Source organism: Pantoea sp. Ap-967 (assembly GCF_011752565.1).
Taxonomy (GTDB): domain Bacteria; phylum Pseudomonadota; class Gammaproteobacteria; order Pseudomonadales; family Pseudomonadaceae; genus Aquipseudomonas.
The window spans coordinates 165,896-191,717 of sequence record NZ_VWXK01000003.1; the positions used below are offsets into that span (position 1 = coordinate 165,896).

General features: G+C 62.9%; 20 protein-coding genes and 5 tRNA genes. 12 read left to right on the forward strand and 13 right to left on the reverse strand.

The features are described from left to right. Positions 1-70 precede the first annotated feature (70 nt). Complete coding sequence (locus tag F3J45_RS05050; protein WP_167058277.1) at positions 71-697, forward strand: DUF2062 domain-containing protein; 627 nt, start codon at positions 71-73, stop codon at positions 695-697. On the opposite strand, the gene F3J45_RS05055 is transcribed toward F3J45_RS05050, so the two are convergent. The 3 genes from F3J45_RS05055 to F3J45_RS05065 all read right to left on the reverse strand — a co-directional run bounded on the left by F3J45_RS05055 (position 581) and on the right by F3J45_RS05065 (position 3,046). After that, positions 581-1,360, reverse strand: coding sequence for an ABC transporter permease (locus F3J45_RS05055; protein ID WP_103449696.1), 780 nt, complete (start codon positions 1,358-1,360; stop codon positions 581-583). The genes F3J45_RS05050 and F3J45_RS05055 overlap by 117 nt on opposite strands. Next, a complete protein-coding gene (locus tag F3J45_RS05060) occupies positions 1,357-2,289 on the reverse strand; it encodes an ABC transporter ATP-binding protein (RefSeq protein WP_167058281.1) in 933 nt (310 codons plus the stop codon). The genes F3J45_RS05055 and F3J45_RS05060 overlap by 4 nt, the downstream gene beginning before the upstream one ends. Positions 2,290-2,422: 133 nt before the next feature. Then, positions 2,423-3,046, reverse strand: a complete 624-nt coding sequence (locus tag F3J45_RS05065; RefSeq protein WP_167058681.1) for a glutathione S-transferase — start codon at positions 3,044-3,046, stop codon at positions 2,423-2,425. Between the two features lie 264 nt (positions 3,047-3,310). Here F3J45_RS05065 and F3J45_RS05070 point away from each other — a divergent pair, with 264 nt between their 5' ends. From F3J45_RS05070 to F3J45_RS05100, 7 genes are all read left to right on the forward strand, one after another. Continuing rightward, complete coding sequence (locus F3J45_RS05070) at positions 3,311-5,758, forward strand: acyl-CoA dehydrogenase (RefSeq protein WP_167058284.1); 2,448 nt, start codon at positions 3,311-3,313, stop codon at positions 5,756-5,758. Positions 5,759-5,871: 113 nt separating this feature from the next. Then, positions 5,872-6,273 carry a PA2817 family protein gene (locus F3J45_RS05075; protein WP_167058287.1) on the forward strand — a complete coding sequence of 134 codons (402 nt, stop codon included), beginning with the start codon at positions 5,872-5,874 and terminating at the stop codon, positions 6,271-6,273. A gap of 192 nt (positions 6,274-6,465) precedes the next feature. Beyond that, entirely contained in the window at positions 6,466-7,005 is a 540-nt protein-coding gene (locus tag F3J45_RS05080) for a fimbrial protein (protein WP_167058290.1), read from the forward strand. A 60-nt stretch (positions 7,006-7,065) separates the two neighbouring features. Further along, positions 7,066-7,806 carry a molecular chaperone gene (locus tag F3J45_RS05085; protein WP_167058293.1) on the forward strand — a complete coding sequence of 247 codons (741 nt, stop codon included), beginning with the start codon at positions 7,066-7,068 and terminating at the stop codon, positions 7,804-7,806. Positions 7,807-7,833: 27 nt separating this feature from the next. Then, positions 7,834-10,155, forward strand: coding sequence for a fimbria/pilus outer membrane usher protein (locus F3J45_RS05090; RefSeq protein WP_167058296.1), 2,322 nt, complete (start codon positions 7,834-7,836; stop codon positions 10,153-10,155). Positions 10,156-10,594: 439 nt separating this feature from the next. Continuing rightward, the gene (locus F3J45_RS05095) at positions 10,595-12,163 is read left to right on the forward strand and encodes an autotransporter outer membrane beta-barrel domain-containing protein (protein WP_205300407.1); all 1,569 of its coding nucleotides are present in this window, start codon (positions 10,595-10,597) and stop codon (positions 12,161-12,163) included. A gap of 210 nt (positions 12,164-12,373) precedes the next feature. Next, the gene (locus F3J45_RS05100; RefSeq protein ID WP_167058299.1) at positions 12,374-13,741 is read left to right on the forward strand and encodes a hypothetical protein; all 1,368 of its coding nucleotides are present in this window, start codon (positions 12,374-12,376) and stop codon (positions 13,739-13,741) included. Positions 13,742-13,800: 59 nt separating this feature from the next. On the opposite strand, the gene F3J45_RS05105 is transcribed toward F3J45_RS05100, so the two are convergent. The 6 genes from F3J45_RS05105 to F3J45_RS05130 form a co-directional block, all read right to left on the reverse strand. Further along, positions 13,801-16,230, reverse strand: a complete 2,430-nt coding sequence (locus F3J45_RS05105) for a hypothetical protein (protein WP_167058302.1) — start codon at positions 16,228-16,230, stop codon at positions 13,801-13,803. Positions 16,231-16,670: 440 nt separating this feature from the next. Continuing rightward, positions 16,671-16,746, reverse strand: a tRNA-Gly gene (locus tag F3J45_RS05110). Positions 16,747-16,793: 47 nt separating this feature from the next. Continuing rightward, positions 16,794-16,869, reverse strand: a tRNA-Gly gene (locus F3J45_RS05115). A 3-nt stretch (positions 16,870-16,872) separates the two neighbouring features. Next, positions 16,873-16,948, reverse strand: a tRNA-Glu gene (locus tag F3J45_RS05120). Positions 16,949-17,038: 90 nt separating this feature from the next. Continuing rightward, positions 17,039-17,114 (reverse strand) — tRNA-Gly (locus F3J45_RS05125). 4 nt (positions 17,115-17,118) lie between these two features. Continuing rightward, positions 17,119-17,194 (reverse strand) — tRNA-Glu (locus F3J45_RS05130). 308 nt (positions 17,195-17,502) lie between these two features. Between F3J45_RS05130 and F3J45_RS05135 the strand changes: the two genes are divergently transcribed. Next, positions 17,503-18,270, forward strand: coding sequence for a hypothetical protein (locus F3J45_RS05135; protein WP_167058305.1), 768 nt, complete (start codon positions 17,503-17,505; stop codon positions 18,268-18,270). Positions 18,271-18,382: 112 nt separating this feature from the next. On the opposite strand, the gene F3J45_RS05140 is transcribed toward F3J45_RS05135, so the two are convergent. After that, positions 18,383-18,865, reverse strand: a complete 483-nt coding sequence (locus F3J45_RS05140) for a GAF domain-containing protein (RefSeq protein ID WP_167058308.1) — start codon at positions 18,863-18,865, stop codon at positions 18,383-18,385. A 2-nt stretch (positions 18,866-18,867) separates the two neighbouring features. Continuing rightward, entirely contained in the window at positions 18,868-19,755 is an 888-nt protein-coding gene (locus F3J45_RS05145) for an ATP-binding protein (RefSeq protein ID WP_167058311.1), read from the reverse strand. A 182-nt stretch (positions 19,756-19,937) separates the two neighbouring features. Here F3J45_RS05145 and F3J45_RS05150 point away from each other — a divergent pair, with 182 nt between their 5' ends. Then, complete coding sequence (locus tag F3J45_RS05150; RefSeq protein WP_240164536.1) at positions 19,938-22,253, forward strand: response regulator; 2,316 nt, start codon at positions 19,938-19,940, stop codon at positions 22,251-22,253. On the opposite strand, the gene F3J45_RS05155 is transcribed toward F3J45_RS05150, so the two are convergent. Together F3J45_RS05155 and msrB are read right to left on the reverse strand one after the other, a co-directional pair. Then, a complete protein-coding gene (locus F3J45_RS05155; RefSeq protein WP_167058317.1) occupies positions 22,243-22,731 on the reverse strand; it encodes a glutathione peroxidase in 489 nt (162 codons plus the stop codon). The two genes, F3J45_RS05150 and F3J45_RS05155, sit on opposite strands and share 11 nt — an antisense overlap. Positions 22,732-22,733: 2 nt before the next feature. Beyond that, entirely contained in the window at positions 22,734-23,135 is a 402-nt protein-coding gene (gene msrB / locus F3J45_RS05160) for a peptide-methionine (R)-S-oxide reductase MsrB (protein WP_167058320.1), read from the reverse strand. A 168-nt stretch (positions 23,136-23,303) separates the two neighbouring features. On the opposite strand from msrB, the gene F3J45_RS05165 reads away from it, so the two are divergent. After that, positions 23,304-24,515 carry a pyridoxal phosphate-dependent aminotransferase gene (locus F3J45_RS05165; RefSeq protein ID WP_167058323.1) on the forward strand — a complete coding sequence of 404 codons (1,212 nt, stop codon included), beginning with the start codon at positions 23,304-23,306 and terminating at the stop codon, positions 24,513-24,515. Between the two features lie 321 nt (positions 24,516-24,836). Continuing rightward, a complete protein-coding gene (gene htpX, locus F3J45_RS05170) occupies positions 24,837-25,724 on the forward strand; it encodes a protease HtpX (RefSeq protein ID WP_167058326.1) in 888 nt (295 codons plus the stop codon). Positions 25,725-25,822: the final 98 nt, after the last annotated feature.

Sequence of the window (25,822 nt, forward strand, 5' to 3'; positions counted from 1 at the left end):
GTCACAAACTCTAAACGAGGCCGTGCGGGAATCAGGGCATACTTCCCCGATGACCGCCCCGGGAGCCCACATGCCGCGCCGCCTGTTCAAACGCTACATGCCGGACCCGACCAGCATTCGGGAACACAAGTCCTTACGCTTTTTCGGCAAGTTGCTGCACGACCCCAACCTCTGGCACCTGAACCGCCATTCGGTGGCACGGGCCATGGGCGTGGGCTTGTTCGCCGCGCTTATTCCCATCCCCATGCAGATGCTGCTGGCGGCAGCGCTGGCCATTCCGGTACGCGGCAACCTGCCGATTGCCGTCAGCCTGGTCTGGCTGACCAACCCGCTGACCATGCCCCCGGTGTTCTTCGTCACCTACATGACCGGTGCCTGGCTGATGCAGGTGCCGCCGCGCACCCTGCCCGACGAACTGACCTTCGACTGGATCACCGACCAGTTGGCCACGCTGTGGCAGCCGTTCCTGCTGGGCTCGGTGGTGTGCGGGGTGGTGCTGGGCATCGCTGCCTGGGCGGCCACCCTGGTGTACTGGCGTTGGTGGATTGGCCGGCAGTGGCGCCGGCGCAAGCAAAGGAGGCTAGGCGCGCATGCCGCGGCCGCTGACCAACAGGCGAACGCACAGCACGTAGAGCACCGCAGTGGCCACCAGCATGAAGGTGATCGCCGTGCCGATGCTGATATCCGACACCCCTAGAATGCCGTAGCGGAAGGAGTTGACCATGTGCAGCACCGGGTTGGCCAGCGACACGGTCTGCCAGAACGGCGGCAGCAGGTTGATCGAGTAGAACACCCCGCCCAGGTACGTCAACGGCGTCAGCACGAAGGTCGGGATGATCGAGATGTCGTCGAAGTTACGGGCGAACACCGCGTTGACGAAGCCCAGCAGCGAGAAGATGGTGGCGGTCAGCAGCACCACGACCACGGTCACGCCCAGGTGGTGCACCTGCAGGTTGGTGAAGAACATCGACAGGATGGTCACGATCACCCCCACCGCCAAACCACGCAATACGCCGCCCAGCACGTAGCCGACGAGGATGGTGTGTGGCGATACCGGCGATACCATGAGTTCTTCGATCGAGCGCTGGAACTTGCTGCCGAAGAAGCTCGACACCACGTTGCCGTAGGAGTTGGTGATCACCGACATCATGATCAGCCCCGGCACGATGTACTGCATGTAGGTGAAGCCACCCATGTCGCCAATCTGCCGGCCAATCAGGTTACCGAAGATGACGAAGTACAGCACCATGGTGATCGCTGGCGGCAGCAGGGTTTGCGGCCAGATGCGCAGGAAGCGCCGCACTTCGCGGTAGACGATGGTGTTCAGGGCAACCCAGTTGGTGCGCAGTTCCACACTCATACGGCCACCTTCGACAGGTTTTTTTCCACCAGGGACACGAACAGCTCCTCGAGTCGGTTGGTTTTGTTGCGCAGGCTCTGCACCTCGATGCGTTGCAGTGCCAGTTGGCCGAACAGCGCGGTGATGCCGATGTCCTTGTCCACCTGCACTTCCAGGGTGTGCGGGGTCAGCAACCGGCACGGGTAGCCTTCGAGCACAGGCGCTGCGGCCAGGTCCTGCTTGAGGTCGAGCACGAAGGTTTCCACATGCAGCTTGCCCAGCAGCTGGCGCATGCTGGTGTTCTCGACGATGGTGCCGTGGTCGATGATGCCGATGTTACGGCACAGCTGCTCAGCCTCCTCCAAGTAGTGGGTGGTGAGGATGATGGTGATGCCTTTCTGGTTCAGCTCGGTGAGGAAGGTCCACATCGAACGGCGCAGCTCGATGTCCACCCCGGCGGTCGGCTCGTCGAGGATCAGCAGGCGCGGCTCGTGGATCAGCGCACGGGCGATCATCAGCCGGCGCTTCATGCCGCCGGACAACGAACGCGACTGCACATCGCGTTTGTCCCACAGGCCCAGCTGGGTCAGGTACTGCTCGGCACGCTCTTTGGCCACCTTCGGTGGAATACCGTAGTAGCCCGCCTGGGTCACGACGATGTCGAAGGTTTTCTCGAACTGGTTGAAGTTGAATTCCTGTGGCACCACGCCCAGGCAGCGCTTGAGCGCCGAGGGCTCGCGGTCCAGGTCATGGCCGAACACGTTGACCGTGCCGCTGGTCTTGTTCACCAGGGTGGACAGGATGCCGATGGTGGTGGATTTGCCGGCGCCGTTGGGGCCGAGCAAGGCGAAGAAATCGCCTTCGGCAACGTCCAGGTCGATGCCCTTGAGGGCCTGGAAGCCGTTGCCGTAGGTCTTGGTCAGCTGTCGGATGGACAGGGCGGAACTCATAGCGGGTCACTTACCGAAGAAGAAGGTGCAGGACACGCCAGGGCAGGTCACTGGCGCAGTGAGTGCGGCCATGGTGCAAGGCCAGGCCGCACAAGTACAGTCACATGTATTGATAATGACTATCGAAGCAAGGTCAGGTCAGCGCGGTCATCACCGCGGCCTGGTAGGCCGGGCGCGCCTTCAGGCGTTCGTACCAGGCTTCCAGGTGGTGCATGGCCGGGCGTTCGATGGGCATTTCGAACCAGGCGTAGGCGAAGCACCCCAGTGGGATGTCGCCCATGCCGATCTGGTCACCGGAAAGGTACGGTTGTTTGCCCAGGGTTTCGTCGGCAATGGCCAGCAGCGCGGCGCACTGCTTGTGCGCGGCGTTGATCGCTACCCAGTCACGCTGGTCCTCCGGGGTGCGCAGCAGGCCCCAGAACAGCGGGCGGAATGGTGCGGCGAAGGACGAGGTGGTCCAGTCCATCCACTTGTCGGCCAGGGCACGCTGGCGGGGGTCTTCCAGGTACCAGCCCTGCTCTGCGCCGTATTCGGCGCACAGGTAGCGGACGATGGCATTGGACTCCCACAAGGTCAGGTCGCCGTCTTCGAGCATTGGCACCAGGCCGTTGGGGTTGCGCGCCCGGTAGTGCGGTTCGTTGACCACGCCGAAGGCGCCACCGGCATCGATCGACTCGAAATCCAGGCCCAGTTCGTGGGCGGCCCACAGCGCCTTGCGCACGTTGCTTGAATTCTTGCGGCCCCAGATCTTCAGCATGGCGATGTCCTTATGAATGCGGAGGTTCATAGTCTACTCCAGAGTTTTGCTGCCTGTACCGGCCCTATCGCGGGCAAGCCCGCTCCTACACGTACAGCGCCGTACCTGTAGGAGCGGGCTTGCCCGCGATAGGGCCGGTACAGGCTGAAACTGCCCTGAAACTCCTGGCGCCACACCCTGTCACTGTTCTGACCCTGCCGTTCACAGCGTTGCGTCTAAGCTGACTGGGACGGCTCAAGCCCCTGGTTCCAAGGAGGACCGATTATGTTGCTGTTGTGGTTGGTAGTGCTGGTGATCGGTGCGGCGTACCTCACGCACCGGCGCCTGGCGCCCTTGCAGATTCTCGCCATCCTGGCGGTGTACGTGCTGCTCATGGGTATCTTCAGCAAGGCCCCCGGCTGGTTGCTGGCCCTGTTCTGGGCCGTGCTGGCGCTGAAAACCGCCCTGCTGGTGCTACCGGACTGGCGCCGCAAGGTGTTCACCGGCCCGGTGTTCAAGTGGTTCCAGCGCACCCTGCCGCCCATGTCGCAAACCGAACGCGAGGCGATCGACGCCGGCACCGTGTGGTGGGATGGCGAGCTGTTCAGCGGCCGCCCCGACTGGCGCACCCTGCTCGCCTACCCGGCGCCGAAACTGACCGAAGAAGAACAAGCCTTCCTCGACGGCCCCACCGAAGCGCTCTGCGCCATGGTCAGCGACTGGCAGATCGGCCAGGACCTGGACCTGCCCCCCGAAGCCTGGGCGCACATCAAGCAGCATGGTTTCTTCGCCCTGATCATTCCCAAGGAATACGGCGGCAAGGGCTTCTCCGCCCACGCCCACTCCCAGGTGGCGATGAAACTGGCCACCCGCAGCGGCGACCTGGCCTCCACCGTGATGGTGCCCAACTCCCTGGGCCCTGCCGAGCTGCTGCTGCACTACGGCACCGACGAGCAGCGCAACCACTACCTGCCGCGCCTGGCCCGCGGCGATGACATTCCCTGCTTCGCCCTCACCGGCCCCCTGGCCGGCTCCGATGCCGGGGCCATGCCCGACACCGGCGTGGTGTGCAAGGGCCAGTGGAACGGCGAGGAAGTCATCGGCCTGCGCCTGAACTGGGAAAAGCGCTATATCACCCTGGGCCCGGTCGCCACCCTGCTGGGCCTGGCCTTCAAGGCCTACGACCCAGAGCACCTGCTGGGCGAAGAGGAAGAACTGGGCATCAGCCTGGCCTTGATCCCCACCGACACCCCCGGCGTTGAAATCGGCAAGCGCCACCTGCCCCTGGGCGCTGCGTTCATGAACGGCCCCAACAGCGGCAAGGACGTGTTCGTGCCACTGGACTTCCTGATCGGCGGCCAGGCCATGCTCGGCAAGGGCTGGATGATGCTGATGAACTGCCTGTCGGTGGGCCGCTCCATCTCCCTGCCCGCCGTGGGCACCGGTGCTGCCAAGTACACCAGCCTGGTCACCGGCCAGTACGCCAACATCCGCGAGCAGTTCAACGTGCCCCTGGCCGCCTTCGAGGGCATTCAGGAATCGCTGGCACGCATCGGCGGCAATGCCTGGCTGATGGACAGCGCCCGCCTGCTGACAGCCAAGGCCGTGGACCTTGGCGAGAAACCTTCGGTGCTGTCGGCCATCCTCAAGTACCACCTCACCGAACGCGGCCGCGAATGCATCCAGCACGCCATGGACGTGCACGGCGGCAAGGGCATCATCATGGGCCCGAACAACTACCTGGGCCGCAACTGGCAGGGTGCGCCGATCTTCATCACCGTCGAAGGCGCCAACATCCTGTCGCGCAACCTGATGATCTTCGGCCAGGGCGCGATTCGCTGCCACCCGTTCGTGCTCAAGGAAATGGCCCTGGCCGGTCGCCAGGACCGCGACCAGGCGTTGCGCGAGTTCGACGACCTGTTGCTCAAGCACATCGTGTTCGCCGTCGGCAACGCGGCCAGCACGCTGGTGCTGAACCTTGGCCTGGGGCGCCTGGAAGCCGTGCCGGGCGATGCCCTGAGCCAGGGTTACTTCCGCGCCCTGAACCGCCAGGCAGCGGCCTTCGCCCTGCTGGCCGACCTATCGATGATGCTGCTGGGCGGCGCGCTCAAGCGCCGCGAACGCCTGAGCGCACGCCTGGGTGATGTGCTGAGCTACCTCTACCTGGCCAGCGCCGCGCTCAAGCGCTACCACGACCTGGGCTCGCCCGAGCACATGCAACCCTTGCTGCGCTGGGCCATGGAAGAAAGCCTGGGCCAGGCCGAGCACGCGCTGGATCGGCTGCTGGACAACTTCCCCAACCGCTTCGTCGGCTGCGCCCTGCGGGTGCTGGTATTCCCCTTCGGCCGCCGCCACACCGGGCCAAGCGATGAACTGGATGCCGAAGTCGCCGCCCTGATTGGCCGCAGCAAAGGCGACCCGGCGCTGGAAGAGTTGCTGGCCGGCTGCTTCAGGCCACAGGCAGATGGCGACCCGGTGGCGGCGCTGCAACGGGCCTGCGACCTGCTGGATGAAGCGCTGCCCGTGCACAAGGCGCTGCACCAGGCGATCAAGGAGGGCAAGGTGCAGCCGGCACCGGGGCAGTCGGCGATCGATGCGGCCATCGAGGCCGGGGTACTGCAGCCAGATGAAGGGCAACGGCTGCAGGCCGCGGAACAGGCGCGCCGGGCGGTGATCGATGTGGATGCCTTCGACAAGGCGCAATTGTTGCCCGAGCAAGGCAAGGTGCGCTGAGGGCTCTATATAGAACCTTGTAGGAGCGGGCTTGCCCCGCTCCTACAACACCACAGGCTTGGCCAACCGGCGTATACTCCGCCCCCGTTTCAACCACCCCGAGGACCACCCCCATGGCCACCCCCCACCTGCACTACCACCTGCAACTGCTGAACCACCTGCGCACCATCCTGGTGGCCCTGGGTGAAGCCGAGCAGGTGCCGGAGGAAAGCCACGCCCTGTTCCTCGAACGCTTCGACGAACTGCTCACCCTGCTGCCGCAAGACCCGCTGCAAAGCCAGTACCTGGGCCAGGACCTGATCTGCCAGGTCATCACCCGCTACCCGCAAATCGCCCACCTGGTGCCGCGTGACCTGTTGTGGTTCTTTGCCGGCGATTGCCTGCACTTCATGCCCGATGAGGAACTGGACCTGTACCAGCAGCTCGAAGAAGCCCGCTACGAAGCCGAACAGCAGGGCGCGCCGTTCGACTGGAGCGCAGAAAAGCAACAGCGGCTGCAAGCCCGAACCGAGTAAGCTTGCCCTCCTTGCCGTGCCCCCCACGGCAAGGAAACTTGCTGAAACATTCCTACCCGCCTGACACTTTCACCTACATCGGTTCCCTCTGTACATCCATAACCTGAATGGCGACACGAGCGCACTCACAGCTCGATGTCTTGCGGGCCCGTTCCCGCAAAACAGCCAACCATTCGATAATGGATAACCCCCATGAAAAAAATCCTGCTACCCCTGGTGCTTGCAATGGCAAGCAGTTCGGTAATGGCCGCCGATGAGAACGGCCGTATCACCTTCCGTGGCTACATCAGCGCCGGTGGCACCTGCCCAATCGAGGTCGTCGACCCAGGCCTGGGCGTTCAACCCTGGGTATTCCTGGGCAACTACGCCACCAAGGCCTTCCCAACCGTAGGTACCGAAACCAAGGAAGTCGCCTTCGGCCTGCGCGTAACGCCAGACGCCAGCTGTGTCATCGCCCCAGGCACTGAGGCAACCGTCAAGTTCGACGCCCTGGCCGGTGTTGAAGGTACCGACATGTATGCATTGAACCGGGGCGGTGCAACGGGCCTGGGCCTGCTGATCAAAGACGACACTGGCGCTACCATCGACCCGAATACCGAGTCCAAGAAGTACGCCCTGGCTGAGAACACGCCCACCGAGATGCGCTTCTTCGCCAACTACAAGTCCTCCGCCGCCACCGTGGGTGCTGGCATGGCCGAAGCTGACGTGAACTTCGTCGTCGCCCTGCCGTGATCCGTTTCCAGGTGCCCCAGGGCACCTGGATTCCCCCAACGCCTTCGCGAGGCTATTTCCATGCTCTCTATCCTGCGCCCCCTGTTGCTACTGGGAGGTGGCGTGTTGGCGTTGGCCAGCACCCTGAACAGCGCCAGCGCCGCACTCACCATCAGCACCACGCGCATTGTCTACGACGGTGGGCAACGCAGCGCCTCGGTACTGATCGCCAACCCTGGCAAGCAAACCTTCGCCGCCCAGGCCTGGGTGAATACACAAACGGACGACACGGTCACCCCGGTACCGTTCCTGACCACGCCCAACCTGTTTCGCCTGGCACCCAACGGCGAGCAGACGGTAAAGCTCAGCCATTTGCCCAACGACCTGCCACAAGACCGCGAGTCGCTGTTTTTCTTCAACCTGCAGGAAATTCCCCAGGCCTCGGGCGAGGCGCGCAATGCCTTGAACATTGCCATCCGCACGCGCATCAAGCTGTTCTACCGGCCCGCCGCCGTGCAGGGCAACCCCGAGCGGCGCCTCAAAGACCTGCACATTACCACCCGCCTGCAAGGCGGCCAGCGGGAAGTGGTCGTCAAGAACCCCACCCCGTACTTCTACACCCTGAACCGCCTGGAACTCGTCAGCGGCACCACCCGGCACCCCCTGCCCGTGGCCGACATGCTCGCCCCCCTGGCCGAGCGCAGCTACCCGTTACCAGCGGCGCTGGCTGACGCCAACGACCTGCACGCCGTGATCACCACCATCAACGACTACGGCGGCACCACCAAGCCCTTGACCTTGCCCGTGCACACCCCGTTCTGACCTGGCGGCAACACCCAAGGAGCGTCCATGACCTTCATGCCCCACCTGCGTGGGCCTATTCGCCTGCGCGGCAGCCAGCTGCTCACCCTGTGCATTGCCTTGAGCCCGCTGCTGGCCCAAGGTAATGCCGTGCCGGGGGAGTTTCGCGCCGGTTTCCTGCGCCAACACCCCGATGATGCCCCCAACAGCGGCGCCCTGGCCCTGCAGGCCCTGGCCAACGAGCGGGTCCTGGGCCCCGGGCTGCTGCTCGTCGACCTCACGGTGAACCTTGAGCCGGTGGGCCCACGCGAGCTCAGGTTCGACCTCGATGCCACCGGCACGCACCTGCAGCCCTGCCTCTCGCCCGGCCTGCTGGCCGAGCTGGGCCTGCGCACCGAGGCCCTGGCCGACCCGACCCTGCTGGCCCAGCAGTGCCTGAACCTGGCCGAAGTGGTGCCTGGGGCGCGGGTCGACTTCGACAGCCAGCGCCTGCGCCTGGCCATTTCCATTCCGCAAATCGCCATGCGCCGCGAAGTGGCAGGCCAGGTGGACCCGGCCCGTTGGGATGCCGGCATCAACGCCGCCTTCGTCAACTACCAGGCGTCCACCCTGCAAGGCAGCAGCCGCGGCCGGGGGCGCTTCGACAGCCATGACCTGTACCTGACCAGTGGCATCAACCTCAGCGGCTGGCGCCTGCGCAGCAGCCAGGCGTGGCGCCAGGACGCCCAGGGCGAGCGCAGCTGGACCCGCGCCTACACCTACGCGCAAACCGACCTGCCAGGCACCTGGGGCACCCTGACCCTGGGCGAAACCGCCACTGACAGCGACCTGTTTCGCGGCGTCCCGGTCACCGGGCTGCGCTTGGCCACTGACCCCGAGATGCTGCCCGACGCCCTGCGCAGCTACGCCCCGACCATTCGCGGTGTGGCGCAAACCCGCGCCAAGCTGGAAATCTGGCAGAACGGCTACCCCCTCTACTCCACCTACGTCAGCCCCGGCCCCTATGCCATCGACGACCTCGGCGTCGCCGGCTCAGGCGAGCTGGAAGTGGTCTTGACCGAGGCCGACGGCCAGGTGCGCCGCTACCTGCAGCCCTACACCGCACTGGGCAACCTGCTGCGCCCTGGCATAGCCCGCTACAGCTTCACCGCCGGGCACTACAACACAGCCGGTGACGCACGCAGCCCGGCCCTGTGGCAGCTCACCGCCGCGCGGGGCACACCGTGGAACACCACCCTGATCGGCGGGCTGATGGCAAGCCAGGGCTACCATGCGCAGGCCGTTGGCCTGGCACGCGACCTGGGCGCGCTGGGTGCGCTGGCATTCGACATCACCCATGCCAGCGCCGACCTGGGCCAGGCCCTGGGCGGAGAGATACAGGGCATGAGTTACGCCCTGCGCTACAGCAAGGCGTTCGAGCACGGCACCAACCTGCGTTTCGCCGGTTACCGCTACTCCACCGAAAACTACCGCGACTTCGATGAGTGGGTACGGCAAACCAGCTACGACGGGCGTTTCCGGGGTAGCCGGCGCAGCCGCCTGGAGGCGTCGGCCTACCAGCGCCTGGGCAGCAACAGCTCGCTGAACCTGAACTTCTCGCAACAGGATTTGCAGGCTGCTACGGTAGCTCATGGTGTAGGGCTTTTCCTCGCCCAGGTCACGGGTTTCGGTCTTTACTTCGCCGGTACTGAAATACGTGCGGTTGACCTTCTGCCCCTGCACCTCGAAATCCACCAGCCAGGCTTTTTTCGGGTCGAAGCCGTAGGTGGCGGTGCCGATGTCGGCCACGCCCTGGCCATCGGCAGCACCAGCCAGGTAGCGCTTGATCGGCTCTTCGCTGAGTACCGGGTTGTACTCGTAGTGGATCAGGTCGAAGGTTTGCAGGTCCTGCTTGTATTTGTACACCCGGGCCGGCTTGGTTTGCCCCGGGTCGTACTCGTACTTCTGCAAGCGCCCCCCGGTCGTTGCGGTTTCCAGCCGCCCCAGGCCATCGAAGGTCTGCGTGCCGAGCAGGATATCCTTGGCGGCAGGGACCTTGATCAAGGTGGGCAAGTCCTGCTCGCTGTGCAGGGCATATTCGCGTACGACCTTGTTCTTGTCGCCCAGGGTATGGGTCACCTGGCGCCCAAACACGTCGTAGAGGTGTTCCTCGACCCGCAGCGTTTTACTGTCGATTCCAACCGTTTCCTTGGCGGCACGCCCCAGGCCGTCGTAGGCATTGAGCGCACGGCTAACAAGCGTACCCTTGGCGTCCAGGCGCTCGACCTTCACCGGGTTGTTCGCCGCATCGTACCAGGTGATGGTCTTGCCCGTTGTTGCCTTGGAAGTGGCGATGCGCCAGGCCGTGGTGACCTTGCCCTGGTGCTGTGAATCGTTCACGTAAGTCGTTTCAGTGAACTGGGTAACGCCATCGGGGCCGGTTTGCGCCTGTTGCTCGCCCCAGTCGTCGTATTCGAACGTGGTGGCCAGCTTCAGGGGTTTGCCATTGAGCCAATCAACCTGGGTTTCGCTCACCAATTGCCCCAGGGCATCGTACTGGGCTTCGTAGGTATCGTGCAGGGTGTCGGCGCCCTGCCCGAGCAGGTTGTCGATGTCCAGGCGTTGTTCCTTGATGGGCCGGTTCAGCCCGTCCACCAGCGTCAACGTTTGCACGTCCTTCACATCGAAGGCGGTCTGGCTGGCCTGGTCGCCTGGTTTGGCGCACAGCACGTAGGCATACCGGCGGCTGGCCTCGAACGAGGTTCCCGGGGCAACCATTTCCCGCGTGGTGCGGCGCAGGGGGTCGTACTCGTAACGAATTTCCACGTCGTTGTCGTCACGGGTGAGCAGCGGCAGGTCGTGCAGCAGCGGTGTCGCCAGTGGCACTGTCGAGATCCGCAACGGCAGCACCCTGAGCGCTGGCAATGGCAGGCTGGTGTCGGTGGCCAGCGATGGCGATGCCAGCATCCGGGTAGACAACAGCCACTTGCAGGGCGACATCATCGTCGACCAGGGCGGGCGCGCCGATGTCACCCTGGACAACGGCGCCACCCTGCAAGGCCGGCTGGAAAACAGCGAACGCCTGACCGTGGGCAACCAGGCAGAATGGACCATGGTCGGTGACAGCCAGCTCAATACCCTGGCCATGAACGGCGGCGCGGTGAAGCTCAGCGCCACCCCTGGCACGTTCAACACCCTGACCGTCAACAACCTCGAAGGCGCCGGCACCTTCAAGATGGGCGTGGACTTTGCCACCGGGCAAACCGACCACCTCGACGTCACTGGCACCGCCACCGGCAACCATCAACTGCTGGTCAGCAGCAGCGGCACCGACCCACAAGCTGAAAGCAGCCTGCACCTGGTGCATACCGCTGCCGGCGACGCTACCTTCGGCCTGCTGGGCGGCCCGGTGGACCTGGGCGCGTTTTCCTACAACCTGGTTCAACAAGGCAACGACTGGTACCTGGACACCACCACCCGCACCGTAAGCCCCGGCACGCAAACGCTGATCGGCCTGTTCAACAGCGCCCCCACCGTGTGGTACGGCGAGCTGAACACCCTGCGCAGCCGCATGGGCGAAGTGCGCAACGACACCGGCAAGGCCGGCGCCTGGGTGCGCAGCTACGGCAACAAGTTCAACGTCTCGTCGGCGGCCGGTACCGGTTACCAGCAAACCCAGCAAGGTATGTCGTTCGGCGTGGATACACCGCTGCCGGTGGGTGATGGCAACTGGCTGGCCGGGGTCACCGGCGGTTACAGCAAGTCTGACCTGAGCATGGCCCGCGGCGCCTCCGGTAATGTCGACAGCTACCACGTTGGTGCCTACGCCACCTGGCTGCAGCCGCAAACCGGCTACTACGTGGACATCGTCGGCAAGCTCAACCGTTACCAGAACGAAGCCAACGTGCAACTGAGCGACGGCCAGCGCACCAAAGGCAGCTATGACAACAGCGGCGCAGGCGTGTCGGTGGAAGCAGGCCGGCACTTCAAGCTGGCCGACGGTTACTTCGTCGAACCCTTCGCGCAAGTGGCCGGCATGGTCGTGCAAGGCAAGGACGTGACCCTGGACAACGGCATGCGCGCCCACGGCGACCCGGCCCGTTCGCTGCAGGCCAAAGTCGGGGCTACCGCCGGGCGCACCCTGGACTTCGGCAACGGGCGTAGCGTGCAGCCTTACCTGAAGGTGGCGGCGGTGCACGAGTTCGCCAACGACAACGACATCAAGGTGAACGGCAATCGCTTTGCCAACGACCTGTCCGGCTCGCGTGCCGAACTGGGCGCAGGCGTTTCGGTGGCCTGGGCCGAACGTTGGCAGGTGCATGCCGACGTCGATTACAGCAACGGCGACAAGATCGAGCAGCCATGGGGGGTGAGCCTCGGCGTGCGCTACAGCTGGTGATTCAACGCAACGGGCTCCCGTGCCTGGTGCCAGTAGGCCTTCGCCTGCAAGGCATCAGGCCCGGGAGCCTGTTTTATCCTGGAGAGCGACATGAGCACATCGAAGCCGCGGCAACCTGAACACCCACAGGCCAATGTATCGGCCAGCTTTGCGTTATCCCCTCCCAACGTGATCGGGCTGCTACCGGATATCCCCGACGGCCAACCCCACTTGCTGCCCACGCCCGCCACGGCGTTGCCGCTGCGGGTCGAGTTCCAGATGTGGTCGAACAGTTTCCCCGAGCCCGGTGCCCCTGACACCCTCACGCTCTACCTCTCCAACAAACTTGTCGATAGCAAAAGCTGGGAAGCACCCGTCCAGCCGGAGGATCTGTTCATCAATGTACCGCCCAAGTCGCTCACCGATGGCGAGCACGAACTGACCTACAAGGTTGTGCTCTCATCGGGCAACGAAGAAACCTCCGCGCCTTACATCATGACGATCGACAAGATTCCGCCCGCCCTCCCTTTCAAGAACAGCATTGAATTTCCCAAGGAAGTGGGGCAAACCGGGGTAACCGACAAGTACCTCAAAGCCCACGGCGACCGGCTGATGGGTACCTTCCCGCCCTACCAGGGCGCAACCCCCGGCGACGAGCTGGTCACCTACTGGAGCGTTGCCCCTGGTGCGCTGGATAATGAAGAAGTCGAACGCAGGATGCTGAGTAAGGCCGAGCTCAGTGCCGACATTGTCGTGACCTTTTCCGGCGCGGCCATCAGGGCCGCTGGTGACGGCCTGCGGTTTGCGTCTTACCGAATATTCGACCGTGCGCAGAATGCCGCGCAAACCTCAACCGCGAAAAACCTCATGGTCGAGGCCCAGCCCGTCGCCCGGCTGCTGAAGGCTCCTACCCTGAAGGAAGCCATCGGTGGGCTTACCGGCAGCACCTTGCAACCGACCGCTGCCGCAGCCGGTGCAACGTTGGTCGTCCCTGCTGATGTGGAAATCGAAGACGATGAGACGGTCACCGTGTTCTGGAACACACCTGGCGAACCGGGCGCCTATTCGTCCAGCCAGCCCCTGCAGGCCGGCGGCAGGGAATACCGCATACCTGCTGCCAACGTTGCCCTGAGCTCAGGCCATACCTTCCCGTTGTTCTATACACTCACCGGCCCAGAGGAGGAGTTGACCTCCGACCCGCATACGCTCAGGGTACTCACGGTTTCCAACCTGCCCACGCCCAGTTGCGACAAAATCACCGGCAGCTACCTGAGCATCGGCCATGTGGGTAGCGAGGGCGCGGCAGTTTCACTGCCCGCCCAGGCAAGCGATCCGGCCTGGCCGCTTATCGCCACCACCCAACACACCAAGATGAGCCTGTGGGGGGGCAATGCAGACGACGGCGAAAACCTGCGCATTGATTTCCCACCACAGCCGGTCAAGAACGCCACCGGAACGGTGGACATCGGCATGATTACCCAAGCGGACTTGCGCAAATTCGCCATCGATCATGACCTGGATATCGAAGTGTTCGTCACCTTCGATGGCCAGAAAACCTGGCAGCCGTTCAAGGTATTGAGGCCGTTGCTGGTAGCCTGACGCCTGAAACGACAAGGCCGCGGGCATCACTGCCCGCGGCCTTGTCGTTGCCCTGCGCTTCAGTTCAGGGCGCGAATTTCCCGTAGTTGGCCCCCCGGCAGCATCTCCACCGTACCTGGCAATGCACGGTCCGCTTCTGCCAAGGGCAGTGGCAGGATGATGTAGCTCATGAGCACACCGATAGAGCCTGTATCCCAGGCCGCCTGCACGACCACGAAGCGGTCCAAGGCCGATTTGTCGGCTTGGTACAGGCCGGTATCAGGGTCAACCTTGCCAGCGCCCGCCAGGATGGACCACTGTGACGGTTTCTCCATTTGCTTGTGCTTGCTGACAAGCTGCACTGAACCCGCGTCCAGGTTCATTTCACTGACCTCCACTACCAACCCAGTTTCACTGACAGTGTTGATGATGTAGCTGGTCACCGAGGTTCCCCCGTGGGTGACGGTAATTTCGTCCAGCACCTGATCGGGTATGTTGGCTTGATCTTCGAATTCATCGGGTCGCCTAGGCGTATAGGTTACGTTCTCGCCCTGGTTGGCGCTGAGTGTACCCTGGGTACCGGTTTGCTTGATGGCCCAGGTATAGTCGCCGCTGCCAACCCCGCCTGCCTTGAGCACTACGAGAGCCGCCGTTTTGGTGGCCTGCACCAGGGGGTTGATATTCACCGCCACCCTGAGAATGGTCACCATGGCGACACTGTAGAACGTATCCTCAGCGTTGGTGACAACGACACGCACGCGGGTGAAGTTGCCTTCGAAGGTAGCAGGGGCTTTGTACAGGCCGGTTTTACTGTCGATGGTACCCGCCGCGTTACCCCCGCCAACGGCCTCCACGCTCCAAACCGGGTTCGTGCCACCACCCAGCTGGAACTGGAATTCGCTGCCCGCCAGCATCAGATGCTCGACCGGGCTGATCTCCGCCCCGAGTTGCCGAGGTGCGAGATTACCGAAGGTTGCGTAGTCGCGGTTAAAACCTGCCTGCTTCAAAGCGACAACTTGGTTAAAGAGCACATTGAAACTCATCCACGTGAAAGGGTGAGGTTCAAAACTCTCGAACGCAGCGTCAAGGGTTTTAAACAAACCACCTGCACAGGCCGGCTCGTACACACCCCAATCGGGAGAGTCTTTAGACCTGGTAGCGAATTTAATGGATTCGAGAATTTCACTTTGAATGTCATGTGCTATCTCGGACGACGGTTGACTAGCGGCTTCGGCTTGAGGGCCCTTGGGGTCATGCGAATTATATCCCAGCGTAATTTTCAGGTCATTTAATTCCGCTGGAAACGCTAGAACACCATAAGTGCTCGAAACAGTGTATTTTTTGGTGAGTAAACAGCTGAATGTATTGCGCCGTTCCGGAACATAGTTGTCGTGATATTTATCGCCCCCCGGAATGAGCGGATTACCCTGAGCATCATAAGAGTTCAAAAAATGGAATTGTGGAGAGCCGACACAATCTGCCGTCAACAACATACTGGGTTGAGCAGACTCAGACTCTACGTATTCCAATTTGATGGAACGACTTTCGAATACGTAACTAAAATGCTCTATCGCCATACGCACAGTCTGGCCATGCCGCTGCAGAGGAAAATCGAAACCCACGTCAGGTCCAGGGGCGGCACCGGACTGAAGGTATGCAGTTCCAGGCAAACCCTGAGCATCGATGTCAAAGACCCAGTAAAAATTAGGTGAGACAAGTGCCCTCGTCATCCAGGGCAGAAAAACGCGTTTACCCTGATACAAAACAACCGCAGAAGTTTGGTCATCGAGAAGCCAAGGAAACGCCTCAGGGAAAGTCGGCGCACCACTATTGTGCATTTTAACGAACATCAACACTGCACCATTTTCATCACCCTGAACCTTTCCTTGCGTACGCGCATAAAACGATTCGGGCTGCATGAACGAGTTAGCGGTATTCTCCGGCAATGCACCTAAGGTGTAACGCCGCTGTTCATCGGCAAGGCCCTCAAAATAGATTTTGAACAGGTTGCCGACCCGTATTTGTTCCTCCTTGTCATCAACATGCATTAGACGAAAGTCACTACTATGGCGTAAGTCCATGATGAGTTCGCCGCCTTGGGCGACATGGATCGGAGTATCTGGCAGCTTAACATCCAACAACAGCTCTGGCCCCTGCACGGGGCTGAGGTACTCAATCTTGCGGGCGTACCAATTACCATTGACCAGCTTTTGCGTCACGATATTGCCGCCCACCACACTCATACGCAAACGGCCGCGGGAATCGGTGATTTCAGCGTTCTCGAATGAGAGCCGTGGTTTATCTAACAGTATACTTTCAAGGCGAGTGCGCTCTTCCGTGCCCTCTGTGGTGAAGCTCACCGGGTTAAGGTAGCTGTTGGAGTTGTACCGGGTGATATAACTCTGCAACAATAACTTGTTGACCATTTTGCGGTCGAAGACAGCGATCGAACCCCAACCATTGAGCCGGTCTTTTTCGCCTAGCCACTGCATTACTTGTTCGTAGTTCATGTATACGCCCTCGCCGGGTTGTGTGTCCAGGCCGCCTAGGCTGCCCGCCTCGTCAAGGTATATAAGGAATGCCTGGCGCCGAAAACTGGCAGAATTACCAGGTAGGCGGGGGTGGTGCTTGGCCGGCCCTGGCTGGAAATCCCCCACAGGAAACATCGCCCGCAAGCGCGCCGCCACCCTCTGTAGGAGCGGGCTTGCCCCGCGAACACCGGCGCAGCCGGTGCCATCCACCGCATCGCCTGCTTCGCGGGCAAGCCCGCTCCCACAGGGAATTGCGGCCTGCCTCTTACAGGGGATTGCGTTCTGATGTAGGAGCAGGCTTGCCTGCGATAGGGCCGCCAAGGAAGGGAAACAATCAGAAAACCATAAACTTCAGGAACGAAAAAAGGCCCCGAAGGGCCTTGATTCTAGCCTTGCGAAATACTTCGCAAAGGCCTGATTGGAGCGGGAAACGAGACTCGAACTCGCGACCCCGACCTTGGCAAGGTCGTGCTCTACCAACTGAGCTATTCCCGCATATTTGAAGCTACCGTACCGCACTTAGACGCCACAGTTTAGAAAACTGGAGCGGGAAACGAGACTCGAACTCGCGACCCCGACCTTGGCAAGGTCGTGCTCTACCAACTGAGCTATTCCCGCAAATGGCGTCCCCTAGGGGACTCGAACCCCTGTTACCGCCGTGAAAGGGCGGTGTCCTAGGCCACTAGACGAAGGGGACACACAACACTTTTCAGTGCACCAGAACCTGAACCTCACGGTTCAACCTGGATTTTCTTTTCCTGCCTCGCCGAAGCGCTGCCGGAGAAACTGGAGCGGGAAACGAGACTCGAACTCGCGACCCCGACCTTGGCAAGGTCGTGCTCTACCAACTGAGCTATTCCCGCAATTTGGCGTCCCCTAGGGGACTCGAACCCCTGTTACCGCCGTGAAAGGGCGGTGTCCTAGGCCACTAGACGAAGGGGACACGCTGCTAGCATTGCTGCTTGCTTTCACTCCCTGCCGCGTTTCGCTGTGTGCTTTACGCTGCAAGTGGCGCGCATTCTATGGATGCTTGGAAGGGTCGTCAACCCCTTTGTAGAAATTTATTTAAATCAATGACTTCCGGGTGGGTTGGGGGTGCAGATGTGGGGTGGGTGGCCGATACAGAGAAAGGGAGGCCGATGCCCTACCTGTGGGAGCGGGCTTGCCCGCGAAGGGCCCAGCGCACTGTTCGTCCCAAGGCGAACTCACTACACTCTAAGGGTGTAATTCTTCTTAAATGAGGCGTTAACGGTGACACCACTTCTGATCACCCTGCTTATCGTGGCGGGTATCGCGTTGCTGATCGTGATCGGCTACCTCAACAATGTGGTCGAGAACAGCAAGCTTGAACGGGCGCGGCTGAAGATCGAACTGGCCGACCGTGTGCGCCGCTGTGGCGAAATCACCGAGACCTTCCCCGGCCAGTTCATGACCCCGGGGCTGAAACGGCTGCTGGCGCGCCTGGAGCTGAACCTCAATCAGCGCCAGTTGGCGCTGGACAAGCACAACGCCAGCCTCAAGGCCCGCATCACCGAGCTGGAAGGCCAGGTGGCCCTGGGTGACAAGATTGCCGTCAACAACCCGCCCTGCCCTATCCAGACCGAAGCCAAGGCCAAGGACGTGCGCTTCCTGCTCGAAGCCCTGCACACGCAGATCGTCAAGGGCACCCAGGAAAACGTGCTGCAAACCGCCGAGGGCAAGCAGTGGGTGAAGGAGATTCGCCACATCCTGGTGCTGTTGCACATCGAGTTCTTCAATAACCTCGGCCAACAGGCCCTGCAGCAGGAACAGCCCGGGCAGGCGCGGCTGGCCTTCGAGCGCGGCGTGCAGTATTTGCGCAAGCAGCCGGAGCCGAAGGTGTATGAGGAGCAGTTGAGGTATCTGGAGAAATTGCTGGCCCGCGCCAATGCCCAGGTGCTGGACAAGATGGAGCCGGCGGATAACGAGCAGAACGAATTGACCGAAGGGCTCAAGACCGATGAGGACGAGACCTGGAAGAAGCGGGTTATTTATGATTGAGGGGTGAACCTGGGCCGGCCCTTTCGCGGGGCAAGCCCGCTCCTACAGGGGGGATGCGTCCTTTGTAGGAGCGGGCTTGCCCCGCGAAAGGGCCAGCCCAGGCAACACACCATCAGCAGTCGGTCAATTCCAGGAAAATCGCCACCAACCGCTCCAACCCCACCTGATCCGCCTCACTGAACCGCCCAAGCTTCGGGCTATCCAGGTCCAGCACCCCAACCAACCGGCCATCCTTCACCAGCGGAATCACCAGCTCGCTGTTCGACGCACTGTCGCAAGCGATATGCCCGGGAAACGCATGCACATCTTCCACCCGCTGGGTCTGCCGGGTGGCCGCCGCCGCGCCGCACACGCCCTTGCTGAACGGAATGCGCACGCAGGCCACCTGGCCCTGGAATGGGCCCAGCACCAGTTCTTCGTTGCGGTTGAGGTAGAACCCCGCCCAGTTCAGGTCATCCACCTGGTTATAGAGAAACGCCGAGAACTGCGCGGCATTGGCGATGAAGTCGCGCTCGTCGGCGAACAGCGCCTGCACTTGCGCCGCCAGCAGGTTGTAGCCATCGAGGCCAGCGCCACTGGCATTGAGGTCGATCATGTTTACTTTTGCTCCAGCAATTGCAGCCCAACCCAGTAGCGGGCGAACTGATAGGCACAACGGCCATTACGGTTGCCGCGCCCGGTTGCCCAGCGCACGGCGAGAATTTCCAGGGCTTCGTCACGTTGCCAGGCCAGGCCCGCCGGGCGGGCCAGCTGGCCGATCCAGTGCTCGACCACGTCAAGGAAGTGCTCCTGGCTGAACGGGTAGAACGACAGCCACAGGCCAAAACGGTCGGACAGGGCGATTTTATCTTCCACCGCCTCGTTGGGGTGCAGCTCGCCGTCGACCATCTTCCAGTTTTCGTTGTCGCTCTGTTTTTCCGGCACCAGGTGGCGGCGGTTGGAGGTGGCGTACAGCAGCACGTTGTCCGGGGCCTGCTCCAGCGAGCCGTCGAGCACGCTCTTGAGCACCCGGTAGTCGCCCTCCCCGGCTTCGAACGACAGGTCGTCGCAGAACAGGATGAAGCGTTGGGGCAGCTTCTGCAGCTGTTCGACGACACGCGGCAGGTCGGCCAGGTGGTCGCGCTCGATTTCGATCAGGCGCAGGCCCTGGCCGGCATGTTCGGCCAGCAGGGCGCGCACCAGCGACGATTTACCCGTGCCGCGCGAGCCCCACAGCAAGGCGTGGTTGGCGGGCATGCCGTTGATGAACTGGTGAGTGTTGCGGCCCAGTTGCTCGCGCTGTTTGTCCACGCCGATCAGGTCGGTCAGGCGGATGTCCAGGCTCACTTCCAGCGGCATCAGGTAGCCACTGCGGCCATCGCGCTGCCAGCGGGCGGCCAGGGTGGTGTTCCAGTCGATGTCCGGGCGCGGTGCCGGCAACAGGGGTTCAAGGCGCGCCAGTACCGATTCGGCGCGTTCCAGGAAAGCATTCAAGCGAGCGTCCATGAGGACTCCTACAAATTTCAGTTATGGGGGCCTGCGCTGCCCATCGCGGGTCAAGCCCGCTCCTGCAGGCGCAGCGGCCCCCGTTTGGTAATCAACTGAAATGAACAGACAGACCCGCCAGCAGCCGTGGCTATTCGGCTATGCTTGCGCAGCGCAAGGAACGTGGAACCGGCTCGGGACTCATGGATATCAAGTTCACCAATCGCCTGTCATACAAGCAAGCCCGGTTGACAGTCCTGGTCGGCTTCATCCTGGGTACATTGCTCAGTCTCATCCAGATCGGCATCGATTATGCCAGCGAAGACGCATCCATCAACCGCGAAGTGCGCGCGTTGCTGCAAATCAGCCATAACCCGGCCTCGCGCATCGCCTACAACATCGACTCGGAACTGGCCCTGGAGCTGACCCGCGGCCTGCTGCAATCCCCAGCCATCGTTCGCGCCCAGCTGATCGACAACAACGAAACCGTGCTGGCCGATGTACAGCGCCCGCCCCTGCAAGACCGCTACCGCCCCTTGAGCGATTTCCTGTTCGGTGAGCAGCGCCAGTTCAAGGAACGCCTGTACCTCACCCACATGCCCGAGGAATACCTGGGCACCCTGTACCTGGACGTCGACACCTACGCCTTTGGCAGCCGCTTCCTCGACCGCGCCGGCATCACCCTGCTCAACGGTTTCGCCCGCAGCCTGGTGCTCACCGGCATCCTCCTGGCGTTGTTCCACATGCTGCTGACCAAGCCACTGGTGACAGTGATCAGCGCCCTCACCAGCCGCGACCCGCGCCAGCCCGGGCAAACCCGGGTGAACTGCCCGCCGGGGCACGAACTGGACGAGATCGGCGTGCTGGTGAAGGTGGCCAACCAGCAGTTCGTCAGCATGTCGACCGAAATCCAGCAGCGGCGCACCGCGGAAAACCGCCTGACCCAGTACCTCAACGAGCTGGAAGACATCGTTTCGGCGCGCACCGACGAGCTCAAGGCCAGCAACAGCCGCCTGAGCCAGTCCAACCAGGAACTGGACGATGCCCGCCAGCGCGCCCTGGACATGGCCCAGGCGCGGGCGGCCTTCCTGGCCAACATGAGCCACGAAATCCGCACGCCGCTCAATGGCATGCTCGGCATGATCGCCCTGGCCCTGGACAGCCCGCTGGCCGGCGAGCAACGCCAGCAACTGGCAATCGCCCACGACTCGGGCAAGGTGCTGGTGGAACTGCTCAACGATATCCTCGACCTGTCCAAGTTCGACGCCGGCCAGCTGGAGCTGGAGCGCATTCCGTTCGACCTCGGCGCCATGGTCGAAGACACCGCCAACCTGCTGTCGCAAAATGCCGCCCAGGGGGTGGAACTGACCTGCCTGGTGGCTGCCGACTTCCCAAGCTCGGTACTGGGCGACCCCACGCGGGTGCGCCAGGTCATCAGCAACTTGCTGTCCAACGCCTTGAAGTTCACCCGTGTTGGCCGCGTTGACGTGCGCCTGTCGACCATCGTTGGCGGCGTGCGCCTGGAAGTGCGCGACACCGGCATCGGCATTCCCGAGGACGCCCAGGCGCGCATCTTCCAGCCCTTCACCCAGGCCGGTGCCGGCATCACCCGCCAGTATGGCGGCACCGGCCTGGGCCTGGCCCTGACGCGCAACTTGTGCAAGGCCATGCACGGCCACCTGAACATTCAGTCGCAGCCAGGCGCAGGCAGCCGCTTTGCCGCCGACCTGCCGCTGGCCACCCACACCGAGGCGGTGGCCCCTGCGCCGCTACAGGGCCGGGTGGCAGCCCTGAGCACGGCCGGCAGCGGCTTGAGCGAGCTGCTGCAAGGCCTGCTGCCCGGCTGGGGGCTGAGCTACCAGCGCCACGACGACCCCGCCGCGCTGCCCCAGGCCACCCCCGACCTGCTGATTACCGACGACCTGGAGCACCTGTTCCAGCTGCGCCCGGCGCTGAAGGTGCCGATTCTGCTGGTGACCGCCTACGGCAACTTCCTGCCCAGCGAGCAGTCGGCGCAACTGGCGCCGCTGCACCAGCTGGCCCGCCCACTGGCGCGCAATGCCCTGTACCAAACCCTGCGCCGCACCCTGCAGGGGCATGCGCCCGAGCACCCGCTGGCCACCCCGCAACTGACCGCCGCCGAGGGCCGGGCGCGCATTCTGCTGGTGGAGGACAACCCGGTGAACCAGCTGGTGGCCAAGGGCATGCTGGCCAAGCTCGGCTGCCAGGTGCAGGTCGCCACCCAGGGCGTCGAGGCCCTGGAATGGCTGGAACAGGAAGACTTCGACCTGGTGCTGATGGACTGCAACATGCCAGTGATGGATGGCTACGAGGCCAGCCGGCGCATCCGCCAGAGCGGGCGCTGGACCGACCTGCCGATCGTTGCCCTCACCGCCAACGCCATGCCCGAGGAACGCGAGCGTTGCCGCGCCGCGGGCATGAACGACTACCTGGCCAAGCCGTTTCGCCGCGAGGAGTTGCTGGCGCTGATCGACCATTGGGTGCCGGTCAGCGGCTGAGCAGGCGCTCGATGTCGGCTTCCAGGGCCTGGGGCTTGGTGGTGGGCGCATAGCGCGTCACCTTGCCACTGGCCGGGTCGACCAGGAACTTGGTGAAGTTCCACTTGATCTTCTGCCAGCCCAGCAGGCCCGGCGCACGCTGCTTGAGCTCGACGAACAGCGGGTGCGCGCCCGGCCCGTTGACCTCCACCTTGCGCATCAGCGGGAAGCTGACACCGAAGTTCAGCTCGCAGAACTGGGCAATTTCGCCGGCATCGCCCGGCTCCTGCTTGCCGAACTGGTTGCAGGGAAAGCCCAGCACCACCAGGCCGCGCTCGCGGTAGGCCTGCCACAGCTGCTCAAGGCCTTTGTACTGCGGGGTGAAGCCGCACTGGCTGGCGGTGTTGACCACCAGCAGCGCCTTGCCGGCGAAATCGGCCAGGGTTTTCTGCTCACCGCCCAGGGTCACGCAGGGGATGTCCAGCATCGAGGCGGCCATGCTCAGGCTCCGTCGCGGGGTTGGAAGTCCAGGCACACCGAGTTGATGCAGTAGCGCAGGCCGGTGGGCGGCGGGCCGTCGGGGAACACGTGGCCCAGGTGGGCGTCGCACTGGGCGCAGGTGACCTCGGTGCGGATCATGCCGTGGGAGGTATCGCGGATCTCGACCATGGCGCTGGCCTCGATGGGGGCATAGAAGCTCGGCCAGCCGCAGCCGGAGTCGAACTTGGTGTGCGAGTCGAACAGCGCCAGGCCACAGCAGATGCAGGTGTACACGCCGGCGCGGCGCTCGCTGTTGTACTTGCCGCTGAACGGCCGTTCGGTGCCCTTCAGGCGGCACACTTGATACTGGGCGGGGTCGAGCATTTCACGCCACTGGTCAAGCGTCTTTTCAATCTTTTGCATGGGGGAACCTCGGCAGGCTGAATTTCACCTCGCGCCGTCTTTTCCCTGGCGCGGGTGGCACGTATATTAGTTGGCTTCGTGTGCAAGGCCTCCAGTCTGGCACCCGCGCCTCGCCCTTTCAAACCTTTCGACGGCGGCGCGCCGCGTATTCTCAATCGGGATCACATCATGCAGTTCAGCAAATCGAACAAGCTCGCCAATGTCTGCTACGACATTCGCGGCCCGGTGCTCAAGCACGCCAAACGCCTGGAAGAGGAAGGCCACCGCATCCTCAAGCTGAACATCGGCAACCCGGCGCCCTTTGGCTTCGAGGCGCCGGACGAAATTCTCCAGGATGTGATCCGCAACCTGCCGACCGCCCAGGGCTACAGCGACTCCAAGGGCCTGTTCAGCGCGCGCAAGGCGGTGATGCAGTACTGCCAGCAGAAGGAAATCGAAGGCGTCACCATCGAGGACATCTACCTTGGCAACGGCGTGTCCGAGCTGATCGTGATGTCGATGCAGGCGCTGCTCAACAATGGCGACGAGGTGCTGATTCCAGCGCCCGACTACCCACTGTGGACCGCCGCCGTGAGCCTGGCCGGCGGCAAGCCGGTGCACTACCTGTGCGACGAGCAGGCCGACTGGTTCCCTGACCTTGCCGACATCAAGGCCAAGATCACCCCGAACACCAAGGCCCTGGTAATCATCAACCCGAACAACCCAACGGGCGCGGTGTACTCCAAGGAGCTGCTGCTGGGCATGCTGGAGCTTGCGCGCCAGCACAACCTGGTGGTGTTCTCCGACGAGATCTACGACAAGATCCTCTACGACGAAGCCGTGCACATCAGCACCGCCTCGCTGGCCCCAGACCTGCTGTGCCTGACCTTCAACGGCCTGTCCAAGTCGTACCGGGTGGCGGGCTTCCGTTCCGGCTGGCTGATTATCTCCGGGCCCAAGCACCACGCGCAGAGCTACATCGAAGGCATCGACATGCTGGCCAACATGCGCCTGTGCGCCAACGTGCCGGCCCAGCATGCGATTCAAACGGCGCTGGGTGGCTACCAGAGCATCAACGACCTGGTGCTGCCGCCAGGGCGCCTGCTGGAGCAGCGCAACCGCACCTATGAGCTGCTGAACGATATTCCTGGCGTCAGCTGCGTGAAGCCGATGGGCGCGCTGTATGCGTTCCCACGGATCGACCCGAAAGTGTGCCCGATTCTCAACGACGAGAAATTCGCCCTCGACCTGCTGCTGTCGGAAAAGCTGCTGATCGTGCAGGGCACGGCGTTCAACTGGCCGTGGCCAGACCACTTCCGCGTGGTGACCTTGCCACGGGTGGATGACCTGGAAGCGGCGATTGGGCGGATTGGCAATTTCCTGCGTACCTATTCGCAGTAAGGTTCGACGGGGGATTTGCGGGGGCGTCGAGATCGCGCGCCGCCCGCGCGGCGCTTCGCGAGCTTTGCTCGCTCCTACGCCACAGGTGAAACCCTAGGTGAAACCCTGGTAGGAGCGAGCGCAGCTCGCGATGCGCCGCACTGCGGCGCCCCTTCACCAATTCTTACATCCTGCAACGCTCTATCCCACAGCCCCCGCACCATCCTCTGCCATACTGCGCCGTACACAGTTTGTAATAGTCGCCCGATTGAATCGGCGCGGCCGGCACCTTATATACCCCGCAGTAAGCAATGACTCATCCGTCAGGAGAACGTAACAACCATGATGCGCATTCTGTTGTTTGTAGCCACCAACCTCGCGGTGGTGCTGGTTGCAAGCATTACCCTGAGCCTGTTCGGTTTCAACGGGTTCATGGCCGCCAACGGGGTTGACCTGAACCTCAGCAGCCTGCTGGTGTTCTGCGCCGTGTTCGGCTTTGCCGGCTCCCTGGTTTCGCTGTTCATCTCCAAGTGGATGGCGAAGATGTCCACCGGCACCCAGATCATCACCCAGCCGCGCACCCGCCACGAGCAGTGGCTGTTGCAAACGGTGGAGGAGCTGTCGCGCGAGGCCGGCATCAAGATGCCCGAGGTGGGTATTTTCCCGGCCTACGAGGCCAACGCCTTCGCCACCGGCTGGAACCGCAACGACGCCCTGGTGGCCGTGTCCCAGGGCCTTCTGGAGCGCTTCTCGCCCGATGAAGTGCGCGCCGTGCTGGCCCACGAGATCGGCCACGTGGCCAATGGCGACATGGTCACCCTGGCGCTGGTGCAGGGCGTGGTGAACACCTTCGTGATGTTCTTCGCCCGCATCATCGGCAACTTCGTCGACAAGGTGATTTTCAAGAACGAGGAAGGCCAGGGCATCGCCTACTACGTGGCCACCATCGTTGCCGAGCTGATTTTGGGCATTCTGGCCAGCATGATCGTCATGTGGTTCTCCCGCCGCCGCGAATACCGCGCCGACGAAGCCGGCGCCCAGCTGGCCGGCACCGCCGCCATGATCGGCGCCCTGCAGCGCCTGCGCGTCGAGCAAGGCCTGCCGGTGCACATGCCGGACACCATGAAGGCCTTCGGCATCAACGGTGGCCTCAAGCACGGCCTGGCCGGCCTGCTGATGAGCCACCCGCCGCTGGAAGAGCGCATCGAGGCCCTGCGCCGCCGCGGTTGATTCACCCGCCCCGTTCGCGGGGCAACCCCGCCCCTACAAAAAACACCCCCTTTTGTTTGTAGGAGCGGGCTTGCCCCGCGAAAAGGCCGGCACAGGCC